Origin of the sequence: Sphingobacterium sp. UBA5996 (assembly GCF_002429765.1) — a bacterium.
Classification (GTDB): Bacteria; Bacteroidota; Bacteroidia; order Sphingobacteriales; family Sphingobacteriaceae; genus Sphingobacterium.
In genome coordinates, this window is the sequence record NZ_DJAS01000005.1 from 1 (window position 1) to 21,989 (window position 21,989).

At 41.4% G+C, this 21,989-nt stretch carries 13 protein-coding genes and 1 tRNA gene; 6 read left to right on the top strand and 8 right to left on the bottom strand.

Annotated elements, in window-relative coordinates:
• Window positions 1–48: 48 nt before the first annotated feature.
• From B3E00_RS03920 to rpe, 4 genes are all read right to left on the bottom strand, one after another.
• Window positions 49–921 carry a hypothetical protein gene (locus tag B3E00_RS03920; protein ID WP_293884532.1) on the bottom strand — a complete coding sequence of 291 codons (873 nt, stop codon included), beginning with the start codon at window positions 919–921 and terminating at the stop codon, window positions 49–51.
• 165 nt (window positions 922–1,086) lie between these two features.
• Window positions 1,087–3,354 (bottom strand): aconitate hydratase, encoded by a 2,268-nt coding sequence (locus tag B3E00_RS03925; RefSeq protein WP_293888051.1) that lies wholly within the window; start codon window positions 3,352–3,354, stop codon window positions 1,087–1,089.
• 48 nt (window positions 3,355–3,402) lie between these two features.
• Window positions 3,403–6,165 carry a bifunctional aconitate hydratase 2/2-methylisocitrate dehydratase gene (locus tag B3E00_RS03930; RefSeq protein WP_293888050.1) on the bottom strand — a complete coding sequence of 921 codons (2,763 nt, stop codon included), beginning with the start codon at window positions 6,163–6,165 and terminating at the stop codon, window positions 3,403–3,405.
• 357 nt (window positions 6,166–6,522) lie between these two features.
• Window positions 6,523–7,203, bottom strand: a complete 681-nt coding sequence (gene rpe / locus B3E00_RS03935) for a ribulose-phosphate 3-epimerase (protein WP_209579149.1) — start codon at window positions 7,201–7,203, stop codon at window positions 6,523–6,525.
• Window positions 7,204–7,353: 150 nt separating this feature from the next.
• Here rpe and B3E00_RS03940 point away from each other — a divergent pair, with 150 nt between their 5' ends.
• On the top strand, window positions 7,354–9,471 hold the full coding sequence (locus B3E00_RS03940; RefSeq protein WP_293884531.1) for an HD family phosphohydrolase: 2,118 nt from the start codon (window positions 7,354–7,356) through the stop codon (window positions 9,469–9,471).
• 127 nt (window positions 9,472–9,598) lie between these two features.
• Window positions 9,599–9,685: transfer RNA gene (locus B3E00_RS03945), tRNA-Ser, on the top strand.
• A gap of 55 nt (window positions 9,686–9,740) precedes the next feature.
• Here the strand turns inward: B3E00_RS03945 and B3E00_RS03950 are convergent.
• The 4 genes from B3E00_RS03950 to B3E00_RS03965 all read right to left on the bottom strand — a co-directional run bounded on the left by B3E00_RS03950 (window position 9,741) and on the right by B3E00_RS03965 (window position 17,583).
• Window positions 9,741–11,357 (bottom strand): arylsulfatase, encoded by a 1,617-nt coding sequence (locus B3E00_RS03950; protein WP_293884530.1) that lies wholly within the window; start codon window positions 11,355–11,357, stop codon window positions 9,741–9,743.
• A gap of 17 nt (window positions 11,358–11,374) precedes the next feature.
• Window positions 11,375–12,967: an arylsulfatase gene (locus B3E00_RS03955; RefSeq protein WP_293937068.1), complete on the bottom strand. Its 1,593-nt coding sequence runs from the start codon at window positions 12,965–12,967 to the stop codon at window positions 11,375–11,377.
• Window positions 12,968–12,990: 23 nt separating this feature from the next.
• Window positions 12,991–14,460, bottom strand: a complete 1,470-nt coding sequence (locus B3E00_RS03960) for a RagB/SusD family nutrient uptake outer membrane protein (protein ID WP_293937071.1) — start codon at window positions 14,458–14,460, stop codon at window positions 12,991–12,993.
• A gap of 69 nt (window positions 14,461–14,529) precedes the next feature.
• On the bottom strand, window positions 14,530–17,583 hold the full coding sequence (locus B3E00_RS03965; RefSeq protein ID WP_293937074.1) for a SusC/RagA family TonB-linked outer membrane protein: 3,054 nt from the start codon (window positions 17,581–17,583) through the stop codon (window positions 14,530–14,532).
• Window positions 17,584–18,243: 660 nt separating this feature from the next.
• On the opposite strand from B3E00_RS03965, the gene B3E00_RS03970 reads away from it, so the two are divergent.
• From B3E00_RS03970 to B3E00_RS03985, 4 genes are all read left to right on the top strand, one after another.
• Window positions 18,244–18,903, top strand: a complete 660-nt coding sequence (locus tag B3E00_RS03970) for a DUF6266 family protein (RefSeq protein ID WP_293888044.1) — start codon at window positions 18,244–18,246, stop codon at window positions 18,901–18,903.
• A 138-nt stretch (window positions 18,904–19,041) separates the two neighbouring features.
• Window positions 19,042–19,908, top strand: a complete 867-nt coding sequence (locus tag B3E00_RS03975) for a hypothetical protein (protein WP_293937077.1) — start codon at window positions 19,042–19,044, stop codon at window positions 19,906–19,908.
• 221 nt (window positions 19,909–20,129) lie between these two features.
• Window positions 20,130–21,062: a TIGR01777 family oxidoreductase gene (locus B3E00_RS03980; protein ID WP_293884524.1), complete on the top strand. Its 933-nt coding sequence runs from the start codon at window positions 20,130–20,132 to the stop codon at window positions 21,060–21,062.
• A 58-nt stretch (window positions 21,063–21,120) separates the two neighbouring features.
• Entirely contained in the window at window positions 21,121–21,981 is an 861-nt protein-coding gene (locus B3E00_RS03985) for a fumarylacetoacetate hydrolase family protein (RefSeq protein ID WP_293884523.1), read from the top strand.
• The last annotated feature ends 8 nt before the right edge of the window (window positions 21,982–21,989 follow it).

Here is a 21,989-nt window from a genome sequence, read left to right on the forward strand (position 1 = left end):
GACTTTTTCAGTGCCCTCCTTTAAAGTAGCCTGTTTTTTTACATGGTTTTAAAACCTAAAGCCTAAAGCCCAGTAGTTTTCAAAAAACCAGATCTGTTGCGACGCCTTGTCTACCCCTCTTCTTCCAGTTGTACGAATGTTGGTTAGATCAGTCCATCCAGTTTTAAAATTTCCTTGAAGATACAGCCCTTTGTAAAAACGATAGTGCAGACCAACTTTTGCCGAAGCGCCATAACCAGCAATGTTCCAAAAGTGGTTTGCTCCCTCACCAAAAAGATGAACATCCGAACGCGGGATTAGTAAGCCTACATCTACACCAGATTCCATTGTCAGCACCTGTTGGCCCTTTCGATTGTTGATGATATCATCGTAACGCTCCAAGCCCACCGAAGCAAAATTATAACCGTCGGTGTGTTCAAATGTTAGCATAGCGGAATCTACCGTAATCAATTCACCATTATATTGACCGGCACGGTTTCCAGTCGGGATACCTGGATTAGAAATCTCTTCACCAATAAAACCTGAAATTTTTACCTGTTGAGGTATATCGACGACATATTTCATGTGGTCCCAGCCCAATGAAATGGAATAATTATCTTTGATATAATAACCAAAATGAAGGTTGAATTGCGGGATCGTCAACCGACTTGGATCAAAATAAGTCGAACCAAATTTAGTTGGGCGATCGGCAGCTTTTACATCGTGAAGAATAAAATCATAATTGGGACCTGTGAAATGAATATCAGATTTTGCATAGGAAGAGAAGTTATACCCCCAAAAGAAAAAGAATTTCCCTTTATTACTTTCGGTTCTCAAATTTTTTGGTTTGAAAATACTCTTTCCTATTTCGGGATTTTCTTGTGCAAATAAAGCCGAAACGCTCAATGCAAGCGCTCCAATTGTTAAAAATATTTTTCTCATATCAGTGCTAAAAACGTTGGGCAAAAGTACCGGCATTCTATTTTATAAGCAAATAAATTCAATGAGAATTAGTAAAATATGACGAAGATCACAGAAATGTCATTCCAAAACAAAATAAAAAAGCCGCTTTACACGAAAGCGGCTTTTTTTGTATGCTAATCAACACTATTGTGCTTGATTTTTGCGAATTATATTTAAGGCGCCACCAGCTTTAAACCACTCAATCTGTTGTGCATTATACGTATGGTTTGCCAAGATCTTCTCTTGTGTTCCATCATCGTGGTGCAATACCAGCGTTAAGGGCTTACCTGGAGCAAATTCAGTTAAACCGATAATATCGATGGTATCGTTTTCCTGAATTTTATCATAATCGTCCTTATTTGCAAAAGTCAATCCCAACATTCCTTGCTTTTTCAAATTTGTCTCATGAATACGGGCGAAAGACTTAACCAATACCGCACGAACACCCAAATGACGAGGCTCCATTGCAGCATGCTCACGGGATGAACCTTCCCCATAGTTTTCGTCGCCAACGACAACTGAACCAATACCATGTGCTTTATAGTCACGTTGTGTTGCTGGCACAGGGCCATACTCGCCTGTCAATTGATTTTTAACATTATCTGTTTTCTCATTGAAGAAATTCACCGCACCGATCAACATATTATTTGAAATGTTATCCAAATGTCCACGGTATTTCAACCAAGGGCCAGCCATCGAAATATGGTCTGTCGTACATTTCCCCTTCGCTTTAATCAATAATTTCAAACCCTTCAAATCAGTGCCTTCCCATGCCGCAAAAGGCTGCAATAATTGGAGGCGGTCGGACGTAGGCGCCACATCAACGACAACGGAACTACCGTCAGCAGCCGGTGCTTGGTAACCTGGATCATCTACGGCGAATCCTCTGGTAGGTAATTCGTCCCCTACCGGTGGATCCAATTTCACCTGCTCACCTTTATTATTCGTCAACGTATCCGTCACTGGGTTGAAGCCCAGATCGCCAGAAATTGCAATTGCCGCTACCAGTTCAGGAGAAGCCACAAATGCATAGGTATTAGGATTACCATCTGCACGTTTCGCAAAGTTACGATTGAATGAGTGAACGATGGTATTTTTCTCTTGTTTATCAGCCCCTACACGATCCCACATACCAATACATGGACCACAAGCATTCGTAAATATCGTTGCATTCAGGTCTTCAAATGTTTTCAGCAAACCATCACGATCAGCTGTAAAACGAACTTGTTCTGACCCCGGATTTATACCAAATTCAGCTTTAGTAATCAAACCTTTATCAACCGCTTGTTTTGCTATAGAGGCGGCACGTGACAAATCTTCATAGGATGAGTTTGTACATGAACCGATCAATCCCCATTCCACTTTTAAAGGCCAGCCATTTCTTTCAGCCTCTTCACGCATCCGAGACACTGGCGTATACAAGTCTGGTGTAAAAGGACCGTTGAGCGATGGCTCTAATTCGGATAGATTAATTTCGATGAGCTGATCAAAATACTGTTCTGGATTAGCATAAACTTCAGCATCCGCTGTCAAATGTTGTTTAATCGCATTTGCCGCGTCAGCGACTTCGGCACGTCCCGTAGCACGTAGGTAGCGCTCCATGGATTCGTCATAACCGAAAGTCGAAGTTGTCGCACCAATTTCAGCACCCATGTTACAAATGGTTCCCTTACCTGTACAAGATAGCGACTCTGCTCCCTCGCCAAAATATTCCACAATCGCTCCAGTTCCACCTTTTACGGTCAAGATACCAGCAACTTTAAGGATAACATCTTTGGCAGCAGCCCATCCGCTTAACTTACCAGTCAATTTAACACCGATTAATTTCGGGAATTTCAGCTCCCAAGGTAGTCCAGCCATCACATCACAGGCATCAGCACCGCCTACACCAATAGCAACCATACCCAAACCACCGGCATTAACCGTATGTGAGTCTGTACCGATCATCATTCCGCCCGGAAAAGCATAGTTTTCCAAAACAACCTGATGAATAATACCTGCTCCGGGTTTCCAAAAACCGATACCATACTTATTAGAAACAGAACTCAAAAAGTTAAATACTTCAGAGCTTTCATTTTTAGCACGGGCCAAATCCTTATCTGCCCCTTCCTTTGCCTGAATCAAGTGATCACAGTGAACGGTAGAAGGAACTGCAACTTTGGGACGTCCAGCTTGCATAAATTGCAATAACGCCATCTGAGCCGTAGCGTCCTGCATAGCGACGCGATCAGGAGCGAAGTCAACATAAGAAACGCCACGCTTATAATCTTCAGTAGCATTGCCATCCCAAAGGTGTGCATACAATATTTTCTCAGATAAAGTCAAAGGTTTATTAACCACCTGACGAGCAGCAGCAATGCGCTCGTCATAACGGCTATAGACCTTTTTAATCATATCAATATCAAAAGCCATATCTCTCTAATTTATTTGTTTAATTAAGTTACTAAACACTAATTATTACTATTTTGTCGGAATAGGTGCAAATTTTGTCAAGTTAATTCCTTCGACAGCAGCTTTATATTCGTCAATGTTCGGAATACGACCCAAGATAGCTGATAACACAACTACAGGAGTCGATGCCAGCAAAGACTCTCCTTTCTTACCGTCTCTGTCCTCCACGACACGACCTTGGAATAAACGTGTTGAAGTCGCCATGACCGTATCCCCTTTTGCGGCTTTCTCCTGATTACCCATACAGAGGTTACAACCCGGGCGCTCTAGATACATAATATTCTCATATTCTGTACGTGCAGTACTTTTAGGTAGTGCATCGCTAAATTCAAATCCAGAGTATTTTTGCAGGAATTCCCAGTCGCCCTCTGCTTTCAACTCATCAATAATATTATAAGTGGGGGCTGCGACGACCAAAGGAGCCTCAAAAGTAACTGCGCCTTTTTGTTTTTCAATGTTCTTCAACATTTTAGAAACGATCTTCAAATCGTCTTTGTGAACCATACACGAACCGACGAAACCTAAATCTACTTTTTTGTTTCCACCGTAGTAAGAAAGGTCGCGAATCGTATCGTGTGTATAACGTTTGGAAACGTCTGCATTATTCACATCTGGGTCAGCGATCATCGGTTCTTCAATGATATCCAGATCAATAACAACTTCAGCATAATATTTCGCATTTGTATCCGGAGTTAAAGCAGGCTTAGCGCCAGATTTAATTTCCTCAATACGTTTGTTAGCCTTGTCAATTAAGCCCTGCAAAACATTGTTTTTGTTTTCCATGCCTTTATCGATCATAATCTGAATACGTTTTTTTGCGATCTCCAACGATTCGATTAAGGTATCATCTTGCGAGATACAAATGGAAGCTTTCGCTTTCATTTCTGCTGTCCAGTCTGTAAATGTAAACGCCTGATCAGCCAAAAGCGTACCAATGTGAACCTCTATAATCCTACCTTGGAAGACGTTTTCTCCAGCAAATTGCTGCAGCATCTGCGCTTGGGTAGCGTGAACAACATCACGGAAATCCATATGTTCTTTCATACTTCCTTTAAAGGTAACTTTTACCGACTCAGGAATTGGCATCGAAGCCTCCCCTGTAGCCAGCGCTAATGCAACCGTGCCAGAGTCAGCACCAAAAGCTACACCTTTGGACATCCGCGTATGGGAGTCCCCACCAATAATGATGGCCCATTCGTCGATAGTGATATCGTTTAAAACTTTATGAATAACATCAGTCATGGAATGATATACGCCCTGTGGGTCACGCGCAGTGATTAATCCAAAGTCATTCATAAATTTCATCAGTTTTGGAATATTTGCTTGCGCTTTTTTATCCCATACAGATGCGGTATGACAACCCGATTGATAAGCACCATCCACTGTTGGCGAAATGACCGTAGCAGCCATAGCTTCCAATTCCTGTGCGGTCATCAAACCAGTTGTATCTTGAGAACCAACAATGTTTACTTTAACACGAACATCAGAACCTGCGTGTAAGACCTTACCAGGTGTAACACCGACCGCATTTTTGTTGAAGATTTTCTCTACTGCTGTCAAGCCTTGCCCTTCAATAGTAATCTCTTTTGAAGGAGCAAATACGGTAGGCGCTTGAATGCCCAAGGTCTCTGCAGCAAATGTTTGGATCTTTTTACCAAAAACAATCGCATAAGAGCCACCGGCTTTAATAAATTCCATTTTCTGTGGAGTCAAAGCTTTCGAAATATCGATCAGCTCACGCTCGCCATGATATAATTTCTTCGTCTTTGTATTAATGGTTAAAACAGTGCCTGTCGCAACAGAGTAAGCTTCTTCAAGAATGGGTTCGTTTTTCTCGTTACGCACAACATTACCCTGCTCATCCACTTTCTTCACCCAGTTTTTCAAGTCGATACCAATACCACCGGTCACATCTACCGTTGTCAAGAAAATTGGCGAAATACCATTCGTACCACCTACAATCGGCGCAATATTGACAAAAGGAACATAAGGACTTGCTTGTTTACCGGTCCAAAGTGCCACATTATTTACTCCCGACATACGAGAGGAACCTACACCCATTGTTCCTTTCTCAGCAATCAGCATAACACTTTTACCTGGATGTTGCGCCTGCAATTCACGAATGTGCTGCTGCGCTTCAGGTGTGATCATACATTTACCATGTAATTCACGATCCGAACGTGAGTGCGCCTGATTTCCCGGGGATAATAAATCTGTTGAAATATCACCCTCACCCGCAATAAAAGTAACCACTTCAATTTCTTCCGGCACCTCAGGTAGCTTCGTGAAAAACTCCGCTTTTGCATAGCTTTCCAAAATATCTTTAGCGACTTCGTTACCTTGCTGATAAGCATCTTTCAAACGAGCTGTATCAGCATCATATAAGAAAACTTGTGTTTTAAGCACTTCTGCAGCTTGCTTTGCAATCACTACATCGTCACCCAAAGCTAAATCTAATAACACCGCAATAGAAGGCCCACCCTTCATATGAGACAATAGCTCAAAAGCAAAGTCAGGTGTAATTTCAGCAACAACAGATTCGCCTAAAATAATTTCCTTCAAAAATTGAGCTTTAACGCCAGCAGCAGGGGTAGTGCCCGGCAGTGTATTATAAATAAACAATCGTAAAGAATCTGCTCTATTATCGTTGTTTAAATCCTTAATCTGAGCAATTACTTCACTTAGTAATTCTGCTCCATCAATTGGCTTAGGATGTAAACCCTGGCCTTCTCGTTCTACAACCTCTTGTACGTAATCGTTGTAAATACTCATAGATATCTATCTTTCTATTTTAAGGGTAGCCAAAAAGACACGATGTCTTGCTAAACCACCTTGACTGTAATATAATTAAGCTAATAAGCCATCTATCGGTTTCCCGAACAAATCACAATTTAGCCCTTCCACTTCATGTTTGAAGTTAACTTATTTGTCGTAAATCAACTCCTATGACTAAATACAAAAATAGTGAAAATACAGCTTTAAACGCATGCGTTACATCTATTTAAATCAATTTGGAATTGTTCTAAACAGCATTTGCGCAATCATGCCCGTTTTTTTCCTATCCGCTATTTCTACTGCCTGACGTTCAAAAAAAATAGGTGATTTATTTGACTAAACCACCTATTCTTTTTATATCGTTTCTACATGTATATCAATATCTTTCAGCGCTTTGACAGTTTCCAAAGGATCTGTGGCATTAAACACAAATGAACCGGCCACCAGCACATCTGCCCCAGCTTTCAATAGCTGTGCTGCATTCGCAGTCGTTACTCCCCCGTCGATTTCAATCAACAGGCCATCGTTCACACCCGCAGCCATCGCTCGTAACTCCTGAACCTTGGCATAGGTGTTATTAATGAATTTTTGACCACCAAATCCCGGATTGACCGACATGATGCAAACCAAGTCTAAATCCGCTAGCACATCTTTCAGAAGAGCCACCGGAGTGTGTGGATTCAATGCAACCCCAGCTTTACACCCCAACTCTTTAATAGCAGCCAGTGTACGATGCAAATGCGTACAGGCCTCGTAATGCACAGTAATAATTGCTGCGCCTGAATCTTTACATACTTGCAAATAACGATCTGGATCAACAATCATCAAATGTACATCCAACGGTTTAGTTGCATGTTTTGCAATAGCCTGCATAACTGGAAATCCAAAAGAGATATTAGGAACGAAAACGCCGTCCATAATATCAATATGAAACCAATCTGCGTCGCTGTTGTTTACCATGATGATATCATCGTATAATTTTGCAAAGTCTGCAGCAAGAACGGATGGTGCAATGAGATGTGATTTTGTTGACATGTTGTATTTTTTCTGCAAAGATAACAAGTATTTTTTGTTCATCACAGCCTTTACCCTATTTAATGCCCATAAACGAAAATTGGCAGAAGCTGCAGAAAATAAATTATAACTACATTTGTATATTTACAGCATATAAAAATAAAGCTCGCAGTGGGAAGACTAAAAATAAAATACAGAAGAGAATTAAATACAACGGAAAACCTTGTCCGCAAAATTGGATTAATACTTATTACCATCTTTTTGATCTGTATATTTCTTCCCAAACAACCCCGTTTCCGCTATGAATTTCAAAAAGGTAAAGTATGGAATCACGAAAATCTAATATCGCCCTACAATTTTGCCATATTAAAAACGCAAGAAGAATTGAATGCGGACAAGAAAAGTATCTTAAATACCATTCAGCCTATCTACAATGCCAATACAACCACCAGCAAAGAGCAAATTGATCAATTCAACACCGATCTGGCCGAAAAGTGGCAGAGCAGCAAATTAGATACGACACATGAAAATATAGCGGATTATAGAAATGCCGGAAACGCCATCCTCAATCATCTCTATAGCAAAGGTATCCTATCGTTGAACAATAGATTTCAAAACCGTAGTAACGACAAATCCCCAGCCTCTAAGCATTATAATTTTACGCTCATTCAAGACAAAGTCGCCAGCCAAAAAAATACGGCCGACTGCTATACGATCGAGAGCTCCTACAGTTATATGGACGACATTATGCCCAAACTGACCAAAATAAAACAAAAGAGCTGGCTGGTGGAGACACTAAAAAACTATATTACCATTAACTACATTTATAATGATCAGCAGACAGAGGCCTTGGAACAAAACGCGATTGCCAACATTTCAGCTACGCGTGGCGTTGTCCAAAAAGGGGAACTGATAGCCGAAAAAGATAAAATAATTTCCAATGAAACCTACCAAAAGCTTGAATCGTTACGTAAGGTATACGAAGACGAAGGCAAGATCAGTGGCAACCAAAATTATGTGACTTTAGGTCAATTTTTGATCATTTCACTGGCGCTTTCTATTTTGATGGTGTTCCTTTTTCTGTTTCGAAAAGACATCTATTTTAACAACAGATTGCTCGTCATTATCATGATCGTCATCATCGGTATGCTTGCCGTTTTATCCTGGGCCATTAAAATCAAAATACCCAACCTTTACTATATACCGTTTTGTGCGGTCCCCATTATCATTCGTATTTTATTTGACACACGTGTGGCGCTCAATATCCATCTATTGATGGTGCTATTAGCAGGATTATTCGTCCCAAATAGCTTTGAATTTGTTTTTCTACAATTTATGGCGGGTATAGTTGCGATCTACAGTATCAAAACATTGGTTAAAAGAGAGCAATTGTTTATTTCATCGGCAATCATTCTGGGAACCTACTGGATTGCCTATATTGGATTGGTGGTGACCAGAAATGGTTCCATTGACACGATCTATTGGTCCGACCTCCTTCCATTCTTCGTCAGCGTATTGATTACGCTCCTTGCCTACCCCATGATTTATGCCTTTGAAAAATTGTTTGGTATCGTGTCTGACCTTACCCTCATGGAGCTTACTAACAGTAATTCCAAATTGCTAAGAGAACTTTCTTTCAAAGCCCCGGGGACCTTTCAGCATTCCTTACAGGTAGCTAATCTTGCGGAAGCGGCAATTTATAAAATTGGTGGAAATCCACTACTGGTACGTGCCGGAGCACTCTATCATGATATCGGCAAATTGACTAACCCTCAATTTTTCATCGAGAATCAAAAGACAGAAAAGAATCCTCACGACGAGCTATCCCCTGAACAAAGCGCACAGATTATTATTTCGCACGTCATAAAGGGTGTCGATATTGCTAAAAAACATCAATTGCCAGACGTTATCCTTGATTTTATCCGCACGCACCATGGCACTACCCGTGTAGATTATTTCTATAACCTTTTCGTGAAGAACAATCCGGATAAATTGGTGGACGAGTCGTTATTTACCTATCCAGGCCCCATTCCTTTTTCAAAGGAAACAGCAGTGCTCATGATGGCAGACTCCGTTGAAGCTGCGTCCCGCGCATTAAAAGAGCCATCCGAAGAGTCCATCAATAATCTTGTGGATAAGATTATTGAACACAAATTGATGCGTGGACAGTTCAACAATAGTAACATTACCTTAAAAGATATCACCGAATCTGCGGTTATTTTTAAGGCGATGCTCAAAAGTATCTATCATGTTCGGGTGGATTACGATTTAAGCAAAAAAACAATATAATTTTAATTGCCAAACAACAAATTGACTGTCAAACGCTTATTGCAACGTTACATTTTTTTTGCATTTTTTTTATTATTTAGACTTTGCAGAATCAAATAATTGCTTTATGTTTGCAATGTCAAAACGAGGAGAGGTGCCTGAGTGGCCGAAAGGAACAGTTTGCTAAACTGTCGTACTGGAAACGGTACCGCGGGTTCGAATCCCGCCCTCTCCGCAAAAGACAAAAAAAGCTTTCTGATAAATCAGAAAGCTTTTTTACATTTAAGCAGTTAGAAATTGCGCGGCACCGGGATTTCCTGCACTTTACTTTCCCTAAAATCCTTCATACTTTTGGGTTCCTTAGCTTCCAATTCTGCAAAATCCACAACACCGTTTTCTTTCGCCCACTGGAAATAAGCAGTAGACAAATGAGACACGACGTCGTGATGCTGTCCGGCAACATCGTTCCGTTCAGTAGGATCCTGCGCAAGATCATAAAGTTCCCATTTATAGGACGGCCAGCTCGATACAAGTTTCCATTTTCCAATACGTGCAGCTCGATTACCAGCGCGCTCCCAAAATAAACCTTCTTGTCGCCGAACGGTATCTTGATTTTGGAACAAAACCTGAAGCAAACTCTTTCCTGGTAAAGCATTCGCCTTATGCCCCTCGTATTCTTTTGGATATACCGCACCAACCAAATCGTAAAAAGTTGGTGCCAGATCAATGACGTGACCAGTCCCCTGCTTGACGCCTTTCGCGATTTTACCAGGAAACCAAGCTATAAATGGGGTATTAATCCCACCTTCATAGGTATAATCTTTAAATGCTTTAAAAGGTGTATTGGAGGCATATGACCAATTTTTACTCTGCGATTCATAAGAACCCAGTGTCCCAACCGGTCCTTTATTTATCCGGGCGCCATGATACCAGCGAACAAGATCTTCGGCCGGCGCACCGTTGTCTGACAAGAAAACAATCAGTGTATTGTCCAATTGTCCGTTGTCTTTTAGCTTATCTAACAATTTTCCTATAGTCTGATCCAATCTGTCGACCATAGCCGCAAACACTTCCATTTTTTTTGCCCACAGCTTTTTTTGATCAAATGATAATCGTGACCAATCGTAAATATCCGCATCAACAAGCGATGGTTGGGTCGCTTGGGATACCAGTCCTAATTGTTTCTGGCGTTCAAAGCGCTCTTGACGTATCACCTCCCACCCACTGTCATACCGGCCTTTATATTTGGCGATATCTTGCGGCAACGCTACTAATGGCCAATGTGGGGCTGTATGTGCCAAATAGAGAAAAAAAGGTTTATCCTGCGTTTTGATTTGATCCAAAAACGCCTCAGCTTGACGATTGATTACCTCTGTCGAAAATGAACCTTCCAAGGGATAGCCTTCAGAATCGGTTTGTTCATGAAAAGTCGGCGCGCCTGAATCTGCATTTTTTTCCACTCTTGGAAATACCAAATCAAAACCGCGCTCCCAGGGCAAACTTTTCCCTTTTCCAGACACGTGCCATTTACCCGAGGTTGCCGTGATATAACCATTCAACCGGAGGACTTCGGCAATGGTCAGTGATTCCGAATTAATATAACCCTGATAGGCAGGCAGTCCGAGATCGTTGGAAAAATACCCAACGCCAGCTTTGTGTTGATATTGCCCTGTGATTAGGGAGGCCCTTGTCGGCGCACATATCGAATTGTTATAAAATTGCGTCAGCTTTAGCCCTTCATTGGCTAAACGATCCAAATTGGGTGTAGAAATTTCCGAACCGTATGCTCCAATATCGGAATAGCCTAAATCATCGGCCAAAATCAAAATGATATTTGGCTTTCTTTGTTGTGCATAACCTAACAGTGTAGCAACCACAAGGTATAATGTCAAAATTATCTTTTTCATGTTCTTCATTTATAGTCCTATCGAAATTGATTGTTTGTTTTTAAACGCTTGTAATCCACAACGGAATTCTCTTCAGCCCAGGCTTTATACCTTGCTTCGAGATCTTTCACGATAGCTGGATAACGGCTAGCAAGATTGTTGTTTTCGCTTCGGTCTTCATCGATATTGTATAATTCGGGTTTGTTACCATCCTTAAATAAAGAAACTAATTTCCATTTACCATATCGCACGGCACGATTGCCTGCACGTTCCCAAAATAGCGGAACATGCCGATCGACCTGATTGCTATCTGAACGCAATAGCGGTCTCAAACTCAACCCCGGAAGTGTATTTATCGCCGTGTCGCCGACATGTTCGGGATAGGTCGCACCTGCAAAGTCATACAAGGTGGGAGCGATATCAATAAGATGGCCTCCACCCTTCTTAATCACGTTTTTCCGCACCTCTTTTGGGTACCACACAATGAAGGGGGCACCAATGCCACCTTCATACGGATTATCTTTGTAACTTCTCAAAGGTGAGTTTCCGGTTTGGGACCAATTGCTGTTTTGCACATCATAGGAACCTGGTAATCCGACAGTCTCTGTATTCCTTGCCGTATACACGCGTGTACGATCCCCGCCCTGGGCACCGTTATCCGACAAAAAAATGATTAGTGTATTCTTATCTTTTTTTAGCTCTTTTAACGTTTTTCTTATGCGGCCGATACTCTGATCCATGCGATCAATCATGCCGGCAAAGACCTGTTGCCGACGTTGCCAATACTGCTGCTCATCATAGGTCAATTTATCCCAGTTTTGTACGGTCGAGTCCTTTTTTGCAATGCCCTGCCCTAGCGGGAACACACCTTTTTGCTGCGCATTTTCATAACGTTGCGTACGCAGGCTATCCCATCCCCCACGATAGACTCCTTTATACTTTTGAGTTTCTTCTTCTGGTGCCTGCAGGGGCCAATGTGGGGCATTGAATGCCAAATACAGGAAAAATGGTTTTTTATCTTTCTGCTGTTCTTTCAGAAAACCAATGGCTTGATCCGTGATCTCATCTGTCAAATAACGTCCCTTTGGCAAATAAAAGGGTTTATTATTCCGGATGAGCGGTACTGTTGCCTGCTCCGGTCCATTTACTTCATAAAAATTGGACGCCCCGCCAACAAAATTGAAAGACCGCTCAAACCCGCGCTGTGCCGGCCACTGATCGTAATCATCACCCACATGCCATTTTCCCGATATAATAGTGGAGTAGCCGGCCTGTTTCAAAACCTCAGCCAGCGTCCGTGACTCCCGATTTAAAAAACCCTGATAGGCAGGCAGCCCAAGATTCACATTAAAATAACCTACACCTGCGCGATGCGCATACTGTCCCGTCAATAAAGAAGCACGCGTAGGGGCACAAATGGAATTGTTATAAAATTCCTGAAATATCGTTCCTTCTTTAGCCAAGGCAGTCAAATTGGGGGTCTGCAGGTCCGTTCCTCCATAGGGCTCTATATCCGAAAAACCCAGATCATCTACCAAAATCAATACAATATTCGGTCGATTGTCCTGTCCCCAGCTTATCCTTGGTAAGATGGTTAGGCAAAGTGCAACTAATAAATATGTCGTTTTCATCTACTTAAAATTTGATTAATACCTTATCGATTGATCCAATCGGGGTGCTGCGAGAGATTAGGATTGAGATTCAGTTCCCGTTGTGGCGTCGGAAAATGAATATGGCGAGCCGATGCATTCGTCTTGCCGGCAGCTTTCAGCTTAGCAACATAATAGGTAGCTCCCCTGCGAACCAAATCAAACCACCGTTGATATTCGTAAACAAGCTCCTTTCTGCGCTCCTCAAAAACCAATTCTCTAAAAGCATCCTTCGTTTCCGTAACGGATACTTCGTCTATTCCTGCACGACGACGTACCGCATTAATCGCATTACGCGCTTCTAAAGTCGGCCCGTTCAACTCATTTTCGGCCTCTGCAAAAATTAGCAATACCTCCGCATAACGGATGATCGGCGTATTTTTGGAAGACTGCCCCTGATTTCCTACAACCGTTTCATCATAATATTTACTAAATTGCGGTTTGTTTAAGGCATAGTATTTACCATCTATTGGGGACACCATTCCCGTTGTAAAGGTCACAGAAAGACGTTTGTCATGTGTTGCAAAGCTTTTATATAATCCTCCTTCGCTATGAAGCGCATCTGCATAATCCCCATTTATGCCAGGAATATCGGCTGGCGCAGATCTACTGGCCAATGAATTCCCCTGATAGCCACTATTGCCTTTAAATTGAGCTGAAAATATATGTTCAATGCCATTTTTCTCCCCAGTATTAAAGACATCGGCAAAATCTTGGAAAAGCGCATAACCTTCTTTATCGATAACTTCCTTCGCTAATAATTTTGCATTGGCCCAATCCCCTCGCGTCAGATAGACTTTAGCCAAAAGACTTTTGGCTGCTCCAGCAGTGGCGCGTCCTTTATCTGATTCCGAATAAGACTTATAGTTAGGCAGCGCCGAAGCAGATTTTAAATCTGCTATTATCAATCCATACACCGCATCCTCTGTCGCTTTGGCCACATAGAGTTCTTGAGGAGATAAAGACTCTACTGGGCTCGTTACCAGTGGAACTGGTCCAAACCAACGCACTAAATTAAAGTAGTGGAGTGCCCTCAAAAATTTCGCTTCGTTGATCAGACGCTGTTGGAGAGTTGGATCGATCTGACTTGCAGACAGCACACTTATTTTAGCAATATTGACATTTGAAGCATTGATCGCATCGTAGCTCTGCTTCCAGAGCTGTTCCATACGGTCATTGGATCCATCATGGGTTAGATTGCTCAGCGCTCTAACATGTGCATTTCTAGCCCTCGGCCCTGCTTCATAATCATCTGTGGCCATTTCAACACCAATCTGGAGCAAGCTGTTGTACAAAGACTGTCCAGTTTCATATAACTTTCTGTAAGTTCCTGTCACTGCAGCTATGGCTTGATCCTGATTAAGATAATATTGCTCCGAAACCAAAGCACTTGCGGGATCCTCGTCCAATTTCGAGCAGGAAATTGCCGTTAGAAGAATCAGAATGACAGTGGGTAAAACATGTATTTTTTTCATTTGATAAATTGCTTTTTATTGATAATGAGCTAAACTCAGGACTTCTCACTATTTCTATTTAGAGATCTATTAAAAGGTCAATGAAACTCCAGCAGAAAAAGACCTAGATGCAGGGTAAATGCCCAGATCGGTACCTATCTGTACATTGCTCCCTGAGGTAACCTCCGGATCAAAACCTTTATATTTGGTCCAGGTTAAAAGATTTTGAGCTGTTAGATAGAGATTGAGTCCCTTTATTTTAGCGTCCTGAAGCCACTCTTTAGGAAAACTGTACCCAAAATGCAATGATTTTAGCCGAACAAAAGAGCCGCTTTCTACAAACTGGTCCGAAAATACAGGAGCTGGATCCAACTTCGCCCGGGGATAAGAATGACTCGGGTTTGAGGGAGTCCAGCGCTCCAATGCATCAATTGATGCATTCTGTTGACCGGTAAACATCTCCAAATTCTGCCTATTAATATTCAGAAGATCATTCCCGACAGTGCCTTGGATGAGAAACGAAAGATCAAAACCCTTATAGGACATACTATTGGTCAATCCGAAAATAAAATCCGGCTGTGCATTACCTAGAATCGTTCTATCATTTGCAGTCGTAAATTGTCCGTCACCATCGATATCTTTGTAAAGACGGTCACCCGCTTTAGGACTCGCATTCCCTGTAAACTTACCTTTAGTACCCTCCTCTCCCGACTGCAGAATACCATCGGTAACATTGCCATAGAAGGTGCCTAAAGGCTCTCCAGCTTTAATGCTATAATTTCCAGAAATATAAGAACTGGCGCCGTCACCAATCTTCAGTACGGTGTTGCGATTTAGGGAAAAGTTTACATCTGTGCTCCAGCTGAACAATCCCTCGATGTTCCTCGATTTCGACCCCAATTCAAATCCTTTATTTGATACAGACCCAAAATTCTGAAGGGAAGAGGCATAACCGGAGGTCCAAGGTATTTCCACATTAAGCAGGAGATCCTTTGTCTTTTTATAATAATAATCAACTGTAAATTGAAGACGGTTGTTAAGTAAACTGATATCAAACCCGCCATCATATTGTACAGTGCTTTCCCAACCGAGGTTTTTGTTGGGAATACGTTGCGGGGCAAAACCAGTGACCACGTTGTTTCCAAACAGATAATTTAGGCTATATAAGGTAGATAATGATTGATATTGCCCGATTTCCTGATTACCCGTGGTTCCAAAACTCGTACGAATCTTAAAATCATCTACTCCAGGAAATGCTTCCTTAAAAAAAGACTCATTGCCAGCGCGCCAAGAAAGTGCTATCGACGGAAAATTTCCCCATTTGTTGTCTGCCCCAAAGCGGGAACTACCATCACGACGGAGACTTGCCGAAACATAATATTTATTTGCGTAATTGTAATTTACCCTGGCAAGATAAGAGTGCAATACCCATGCGTAGTTGTCAGAAGAAGGACGTACAATGGAGGATCCACTCTGCAGGTTATTGAACAGTAAGTCGTCGGTCACAAAATTTTCCGCTCCAGCGTTGAAGATCGCATTTTTGGATTCTTGCTGAGTAAATCCAAGTAAAGCATTGAACGTATGTTTTCCTGTGTTCGCCGAATAGTTTAATGTGTTTTCATTCAGCCATGAGGTTCCATCCCAATTCCCTAAGCTTGCTTTCCCCTTTGAACCTGCCCCCTCATAGATATAGGATGGCAAATAAAACTTATCATTTCGGCCATTTAGGTCAACGCCAACCAATACCTTCGCTTGTAGACCATTTAAAATACGATATTGTCCAAAAGAAGTTCCCAGTATCCGTAGTCCATTGGATGAATTTGTCGTTTCTTTCAAGGTAGCTATTGGGTTGGCAAAGATGTTTTCAAAAGGATTTCGTAATGTATAGGCACCGTTGGCATCATACACAGTTGCCGTCGAAGGCATCATAAGCAAAGCATTGACAATTCCTGTCGGCGCTATTTGCGCATAAGTTTTGTTGATGGATAAATTTGCACCAACCTGTAACCGGTCGAAAGGATTTGCGTCGATATTTGATCTAAATCCTACACGCTTGAAATTCGTGTTGACAATGACACCCTGCTGATCAAAATAATTTGCGCCTAAATAGTATTTCACCTTTTCAGCTCCACCCAATAAAGAAAACTGCTGATTATAAATCTTTCCAGTTTGAAAAGCCTCTTTTTGCCAATTTGTACCAGCACCTAGCTGATCGATTTCAGTTTGACTGCGGTATTGAAAAGCTCCGAGGTTGGGATTTGCATCGTACAAGGCCTCATTTCTTAAGATTGCAAAATCGTGAGCATTCAGTACCTCGATTTGTTTTAATACGTTTTGTGCTCCAAAACTCCCCTCATAGTTTAATTGTACCTGTCCTGCTCTACCTTTTTTTGTTGTTACCAAAATCACCCCATTGGCACCTCTGGATCCATAGATTGCAGTTGCAGCAGCATCTTTTAACACTTCAATACTTTCAATATCTGTTGGGCTGAGGCTTGCTAATGGGTTTACTGGTGTGCCGCTCCCTATTCCTGTACTTTCTGTTTGATTGTATATTGGAAATCCGTCAATAACATAGAGGGGTTCATTTCCCCCCTGGATGGATGCTCCGCCACGAATGCGAACACTCACACCTCCGCCGGGTTGTCCCGAAGTTTGTGTAACCTGAACGCCCGAAATTCCTCCCTTCAATGCCTGATCAAGCGAGGATACGGGCTGTCTGAGAAGCTTCTCAGGCAAGGTCGCCACAGCCCCGGTGAGATCACGACGTTTCTGGGTTCCGTACCCTACAACCACAACCTCACCTAAGTCTGTTGAGACGGGCGATAGCGCTATTACAGTCGGTGAAGAATTGACAACTACCTGTTTTTTCTCATAGCCTACAAAACTGACTATTAACGTAAAAGGGAGCTTCTGTCCTGTCACAAACTGGAAATTACCTCGGTTATCCGTTTGTACACGATGTGTTACAGCTTCCAATTGTACCGTAACGCCCGTAAGAGGTTCATGGGTTTTCGCATCGATAACTTTACCGATTAACGATGCATTAATAATTGGTTTGGGTTCTTGTGCCTGTACACTTCCAAATGCGTACAGAAAAAGCACAACTAAAAGAGAATACCAAAGTACTCTGTGTTTTTTCATCGTAAATTCTATTTAATGTGAAAATGCAAACAAGTGCCAACGCCATTGGTACTCTTGTTATAAATAAGATGGAATGCTTATTGGACAATAAGCAGCAGGAAGGTCGTGCTTTTCAGCACATGCGCATTCGACAAATAAATAGATAAAAATTAGATGCAATGAAGCATTTTTGGTTGCTCTCTCGATAGAAAAAGTAGTCGTTTTTCATACTTGTAAAATATTTAATGAGATAATTTTGTAATCGTTGCCAACGCCAATCGTTAACGACTACCCAAATATAAAACTATTTACAATAATATCTATATACTTAGTAGTTTATTTATAAAAAAGTGAATTCATTTTTATCAACAAAGCAGCTACACAACTATCAGCTATGATTTGACAAGATTTTTGTTACAAAGATATAGTTCATCCGAACTTTTAATCCGTTAATATCTAACGCCAGCAAAACATCATCAACTTGTAGCCAAATTTGCCGTTTAGACAGTGCTTGTTCAGTGCTCGTCCAGTGATTACTCAGTCATTATTCAGCCAGCAGTGACTAAGTAGTGACTGATCATTGGCTAAAAAATGAATTAATATTGTCTATTGGGATAGATTGGGATTAGGTTATTCCAGCTTTAATGCTTATCTTAAATGTTTATAACCTTATAAGCAATTATGGCAATCATTAAAAATGGCGTTAATGGAACGGTCTCCGGAAAGGCAGGTTCTGTTGTATTTGTTTTGACTAAAGCAGGAAATTATGTACGCTCTCTTCCTCGCGTAAAAAAGCGAAAGCCCAGTGCTGGTCAGTTGCTTTATAGAACACGTTTCAAAATGGTGAGATCACATATCATTATGCTCAATCCGATCATCAAATTGGGGTATAAGACATATAGCGCTCCTAAAAGGCCATACGACGCCGCGATGTCGTATAATTTGAAAGAAGCTCTTATTCGCCAAGATGATGGCTTTGCGATTGACTGGCAGAAGTTTATGATCGCGAAAGGAAGTCCAAATCCCATCAGTTCTTATAGCATCGAATATGATCTGGAAAATCAAGTGCTTGAAGTTACTTGGGAATATGACACTTATCTGGAAGAAAAATTTAAAACCCAGCACTACAACTCCTTCTTAGTTTTGTATAGTGCGGCAGATGAAGGAGTGCCCTTTCAGATGTTAACCAATGACTTAGAGAGCACCTTATCTTCTGGAAAACAAAACATTAAGATCAAGAAAAATAAAAACGAAGTGACCTATGAAATGTTTATCTTCTTTTTAGAAAGCTATGGCGAAGGTAATACAGATAGTTTGCACTTGGGTAGTATAAAAGTTTGAGAAGAGTTAATAGAACGATAGCATAGCTGAAGTTGTTGAATAGATAAAAATTGGTCCTACGACTGCTAAAAAATACCTGAAACCAGTGATCAAGTTTAGGACCAATTGGTCTATTTTTGCAATAAAGAACGGTGAAATATGAGAAAATTAATTGGATACTGTTTAGTTATACTATTTGTAGAGCCACTTTACACAGAAGCGCAGGAAAATTTAAAATTCGACGATAACTTCAACTTATGGAATGTTCGGGCTGGTCAGCAGGCCACCGTCTTTGTGGCAAAAGCTTACGTACGCAAGCAACCTAATCTTAAAGCTGCCATGGTAGATTCGCTATCTGTAGGAAATGTCGTTACGATCACTAGCCCACCATTTAAAGGAAATACCATAAAAAATTTTTATGCCCCTTGGCATGAAATAACCTATACTAAAGATGGCATCAAAAAAACTGGCTTTATTTGGCTGGGGCTCTTGGCGCTTGGAAAACAAAGTGCCTCAGATGGCTCGCAATACATATACGGTTTTGAACGTTTAACCGAAATTAGCGACGAACAGAATCATTTCTCAACAGGTGTCAAAATTCTCGATGCAAATGGAGACTTTCTAGCAGAACATACCTATCCTTTCACTTACTCTGGGCAAACCTTCGCTCAAAGTAAATTGCTTCCGGCAATGGGTCTGCAAAACGTCAAGCAAATTCTGCGTATGGAGTTCTTGGGTGAAGCCTGCGGCATACCATCGGAATATTACTATATGGCCTGGACAGGAAAGCAACTTATCGATCTACCGAGTCGGTATTCGGTCGCTGATGCGGGTATTTATTATTACGATGAAAAGATGCTATTTCCTTCCGAACATGGCAAAAACAATCAGATTATCTATAAGTACATCGAAGAAGGGGAAGCTTTGGACGAAAATGCAAAAAATCCAAATTTTAAAATCACAAAAAAGCAGGAAGAGTTCCAATGGGGTGGTACAAGTTTTCAAAAGGTTCCGACATCCAACTAGTATTTTATGCGGCAGCACGATTCAGACTCTTTAACATATTGCATCGTTTTAGTAACACTTACAACTGTTTTATAAAGGTTTATCTCGTAAAGAAATAAACCTTTTTTTGATGATTACACGTCAATTCATGATTTTTATAAACCAAAACAGTATATTTAGTATCAGTAGTAAAGGGAGGAGTGAAATGATCAAATTAATTTATTAAAATCAACGTTCGATTCATGGAGAAAGTGGTTATTACGGGTGGTACTGGAGCTATTGGTCTCCATTTGACAAAGCTATTGGTTGCCAATCACTATGATGTGATTATTTTTACCAGAAATCCCAAGTCGTATCCTGCGCAAGCCAAGGTTAAGTATGTACATTGGGATCCCAAAAAACAGGAGGTAGATGTCAAATCAATTCAAGAAGCTGACTATATCATCAATCTGGCAGGCGCAAACCTTAACGCCAAGCGCTGGACAAAAGCGTATCAGCAAGAAATTATTGCCAGCCGTGTAGAAAGTGGGCAGTTGCTTTACCAAAGTTTAAAAAAGCTACCAAATCGTGTTAAAGCTGTCCTATCAGCTTCCGCTATTGGTTGGTATGGAACGGACGACCCTTACCAGAAAAGGCCTTTTATAGAAGGAGACCCCCAAGGGGGCAATTTTCTATCCTGGGTTTGCAACCTTTGGGAAGGCAGTGTTAAGCCTATTGAAACGTTGGGAAAAAGGCTTGTTGTATTCCGCTTTGGAGTTGTGATCAGCAAGGACCAGGGATTGTTAAAGGAGATCGGCCGCTTCCTACCCTTTCGTTCAATTCCAATATTGGGTTCGGGCAAGCAGATGCTCAGTTGGATCCATATGGATGATCTCTGTCGTATGTTGTTATTTGGCATACAAAATAATAACCTCGCAGGCATTTACAATGCCTGCTCATCTGAACCGCTTCCCCTTGCCGAATTTACCAAAAGAATCGCCCGGCGTACTTATGGCCCTTTGTACCTAAAGCTTCCTACACCGTCATTTTTGATCAGGTGGATGCTGGGAAAAAAAGGACAGGAAATGGTACTCGATGGCACATGGGTAAGTAACAAAAAGATTGTTCAGGAGAAATTTCCGTTTAAATATCCGCTTTTGGATAATAATTGTATAGACAATTTACATATCGATTAATGGTTAATCGTTGTTACTTTGGGCCCTTTTTGGGACAAAATCCGTATATTTGCGGCTTATGAAGATTTTTAGATATGGCGCAAAGGGCTCCGAAAAGGCGGGAGTCATTTTAAACGAAAAGAGATATGATGTTTCAGTAGGAAATTTCCAATATAACCGCGATTTCTTTGCGGATGTCTCGAATTTGGAAAGACTACAAACCTATGTCATTGAGAATAGCGACAAGCTTAAGGAGATAGCTGATGACGAGCGTATCGGAACACCATTAGAAGCCCCTTCCAAAATTCTGTGCGTGGGACTTAATTTTGATGATCACGTGAAAGAAACGAAATTGGAGCAAGCTTCAGAACCTATTGTCTTTATGAAATCCGTATCTGCTTTCAACGGACCTTTTGATGGAATTACCCTTCCGAAGTCCTCTGTGAAATCAGATTGGGAAACTGAACTTGCCATTGTTATAGGAAAAAAGGCTTCCTATGTGACGGAAGAAGAGGCACTGGATCATGTATTTGGCTACGTGCTGCACAACGATGTTACAGAGCGTGAGTTTCAAATCGAACGCGGCGGAACCTGGGATAAAGGTAAAGGATGTGACACCTTCGCACCTATTGGTCCGTTTATAGCGACCAAAGACGAAATAAAAGATGTTGATCATTTAAGAATATGGCTTAAGCTCAATGGTGAGCTTATGCAAGATGGCAATACAAGCGATTTTATCTATCGCATTCCCAAGTTGATTTCCTATTTAAGTCAATTTATGAGCTTACTTCCAGGTGATATTATTTCTACGGGATCGCCTGCAGGATCTGGAATGGGAAAATCGCCGCAAAGATTCCTTCAAGATGGTGATATTATCGAATACGGCATTGATGGACTCGGCTCGGCAAAGCAGGTGATTTCGGCCTACAAAACGGCATAAGAAAAGGA

Excerpts from the sequence above, each read along its gene's own strand:
- B3E00_RS03920 (WP_293884532.1), bottom strand. The coding sequence starts at position 921 with ATGAGAAAAATATTTTTAACAATTGGAGCGCTTGCATTGAGCGTTTCG.
- B3E00_RS03925 (WP_293888051.1), bottom strand. The coding sequence starts at position 3,354 with ATGGCTTTTGATATTGATATGATTAAAAAGGTCTATAGCCGTTATGAC.
- B3E00_RS03930 (WP_293888050.1), bottom strand. The coding sequence starts at position 6,165 with ATGAGTATTTACAACGATTACGTACAAGAGGTTGTAGAACGAGAAGGC.
- rpe (WP_209579149.1), bottom strand. The coding sequence starts at position 7,203 with ATGTCAACAAAATCACATCTCATTGCACCATCCGTTCTTGCTGCAGAC.
- B3E00_RS03950 (WP_293884530.1), bottom strand. The coding sequence starts at position 11,357 with ATGAAAAAGATAATTTTGACATTATACCTTGTGGTTGCTACACTGTTA.
- B3E00_RS03955 (WP_293937068.1), bottom strand. The coding sequence starts at position 12,967 with ATGAAAACGACATATTTATTAGTTGCACTTTGCCTAACCATCTTACCA.
- B3E00_RS03960 (WP_293937071.1), bottom strand. The coding sequence starts at position 14,460 with ATGAAAAAAATACATGTTTTACCCACTGTCATTCTGATTCTTCTAACG.
- B3E00_RS03965 (WP_293937074.1), bottom strand. The coding sequence starts at position 17,583 with ATGAAAAAACACAGAGTACTTTGGTATTCTCTTTTAGTTGTGCTTTTT.
- B3E00_RS03970 (WP_293888044.1), top strand. The coding sequence starts at position 18,244 with ATGGCAATCATTAAAAATGGCGTTAATGGAACGGTCTCCGGAAAGGCA.
- B3E00_RS03975 (WP_293937077.1), top strand. The coding sequence starts at position 19,042 with ATGAGAAAATTAATTGGATACTGTTTAGTTATACTATTTGTAGAGCCA.
- B3E00_RS03980 (WP_293884524.1), top strand. The coding sequence starts at position 20,130 with ATGGAGAAAGTGGTTATTACGGGTGGTACTGGAGCTATTGGTCTCCAT.
- B3E00_RS03985 (WP_293884523.1), top strand. The coding sequence starts at position 21,121 with ATGAAGATTTTTAGATATGGCGCAAAGGGCTCCGAAAAGGCGGGAGTC.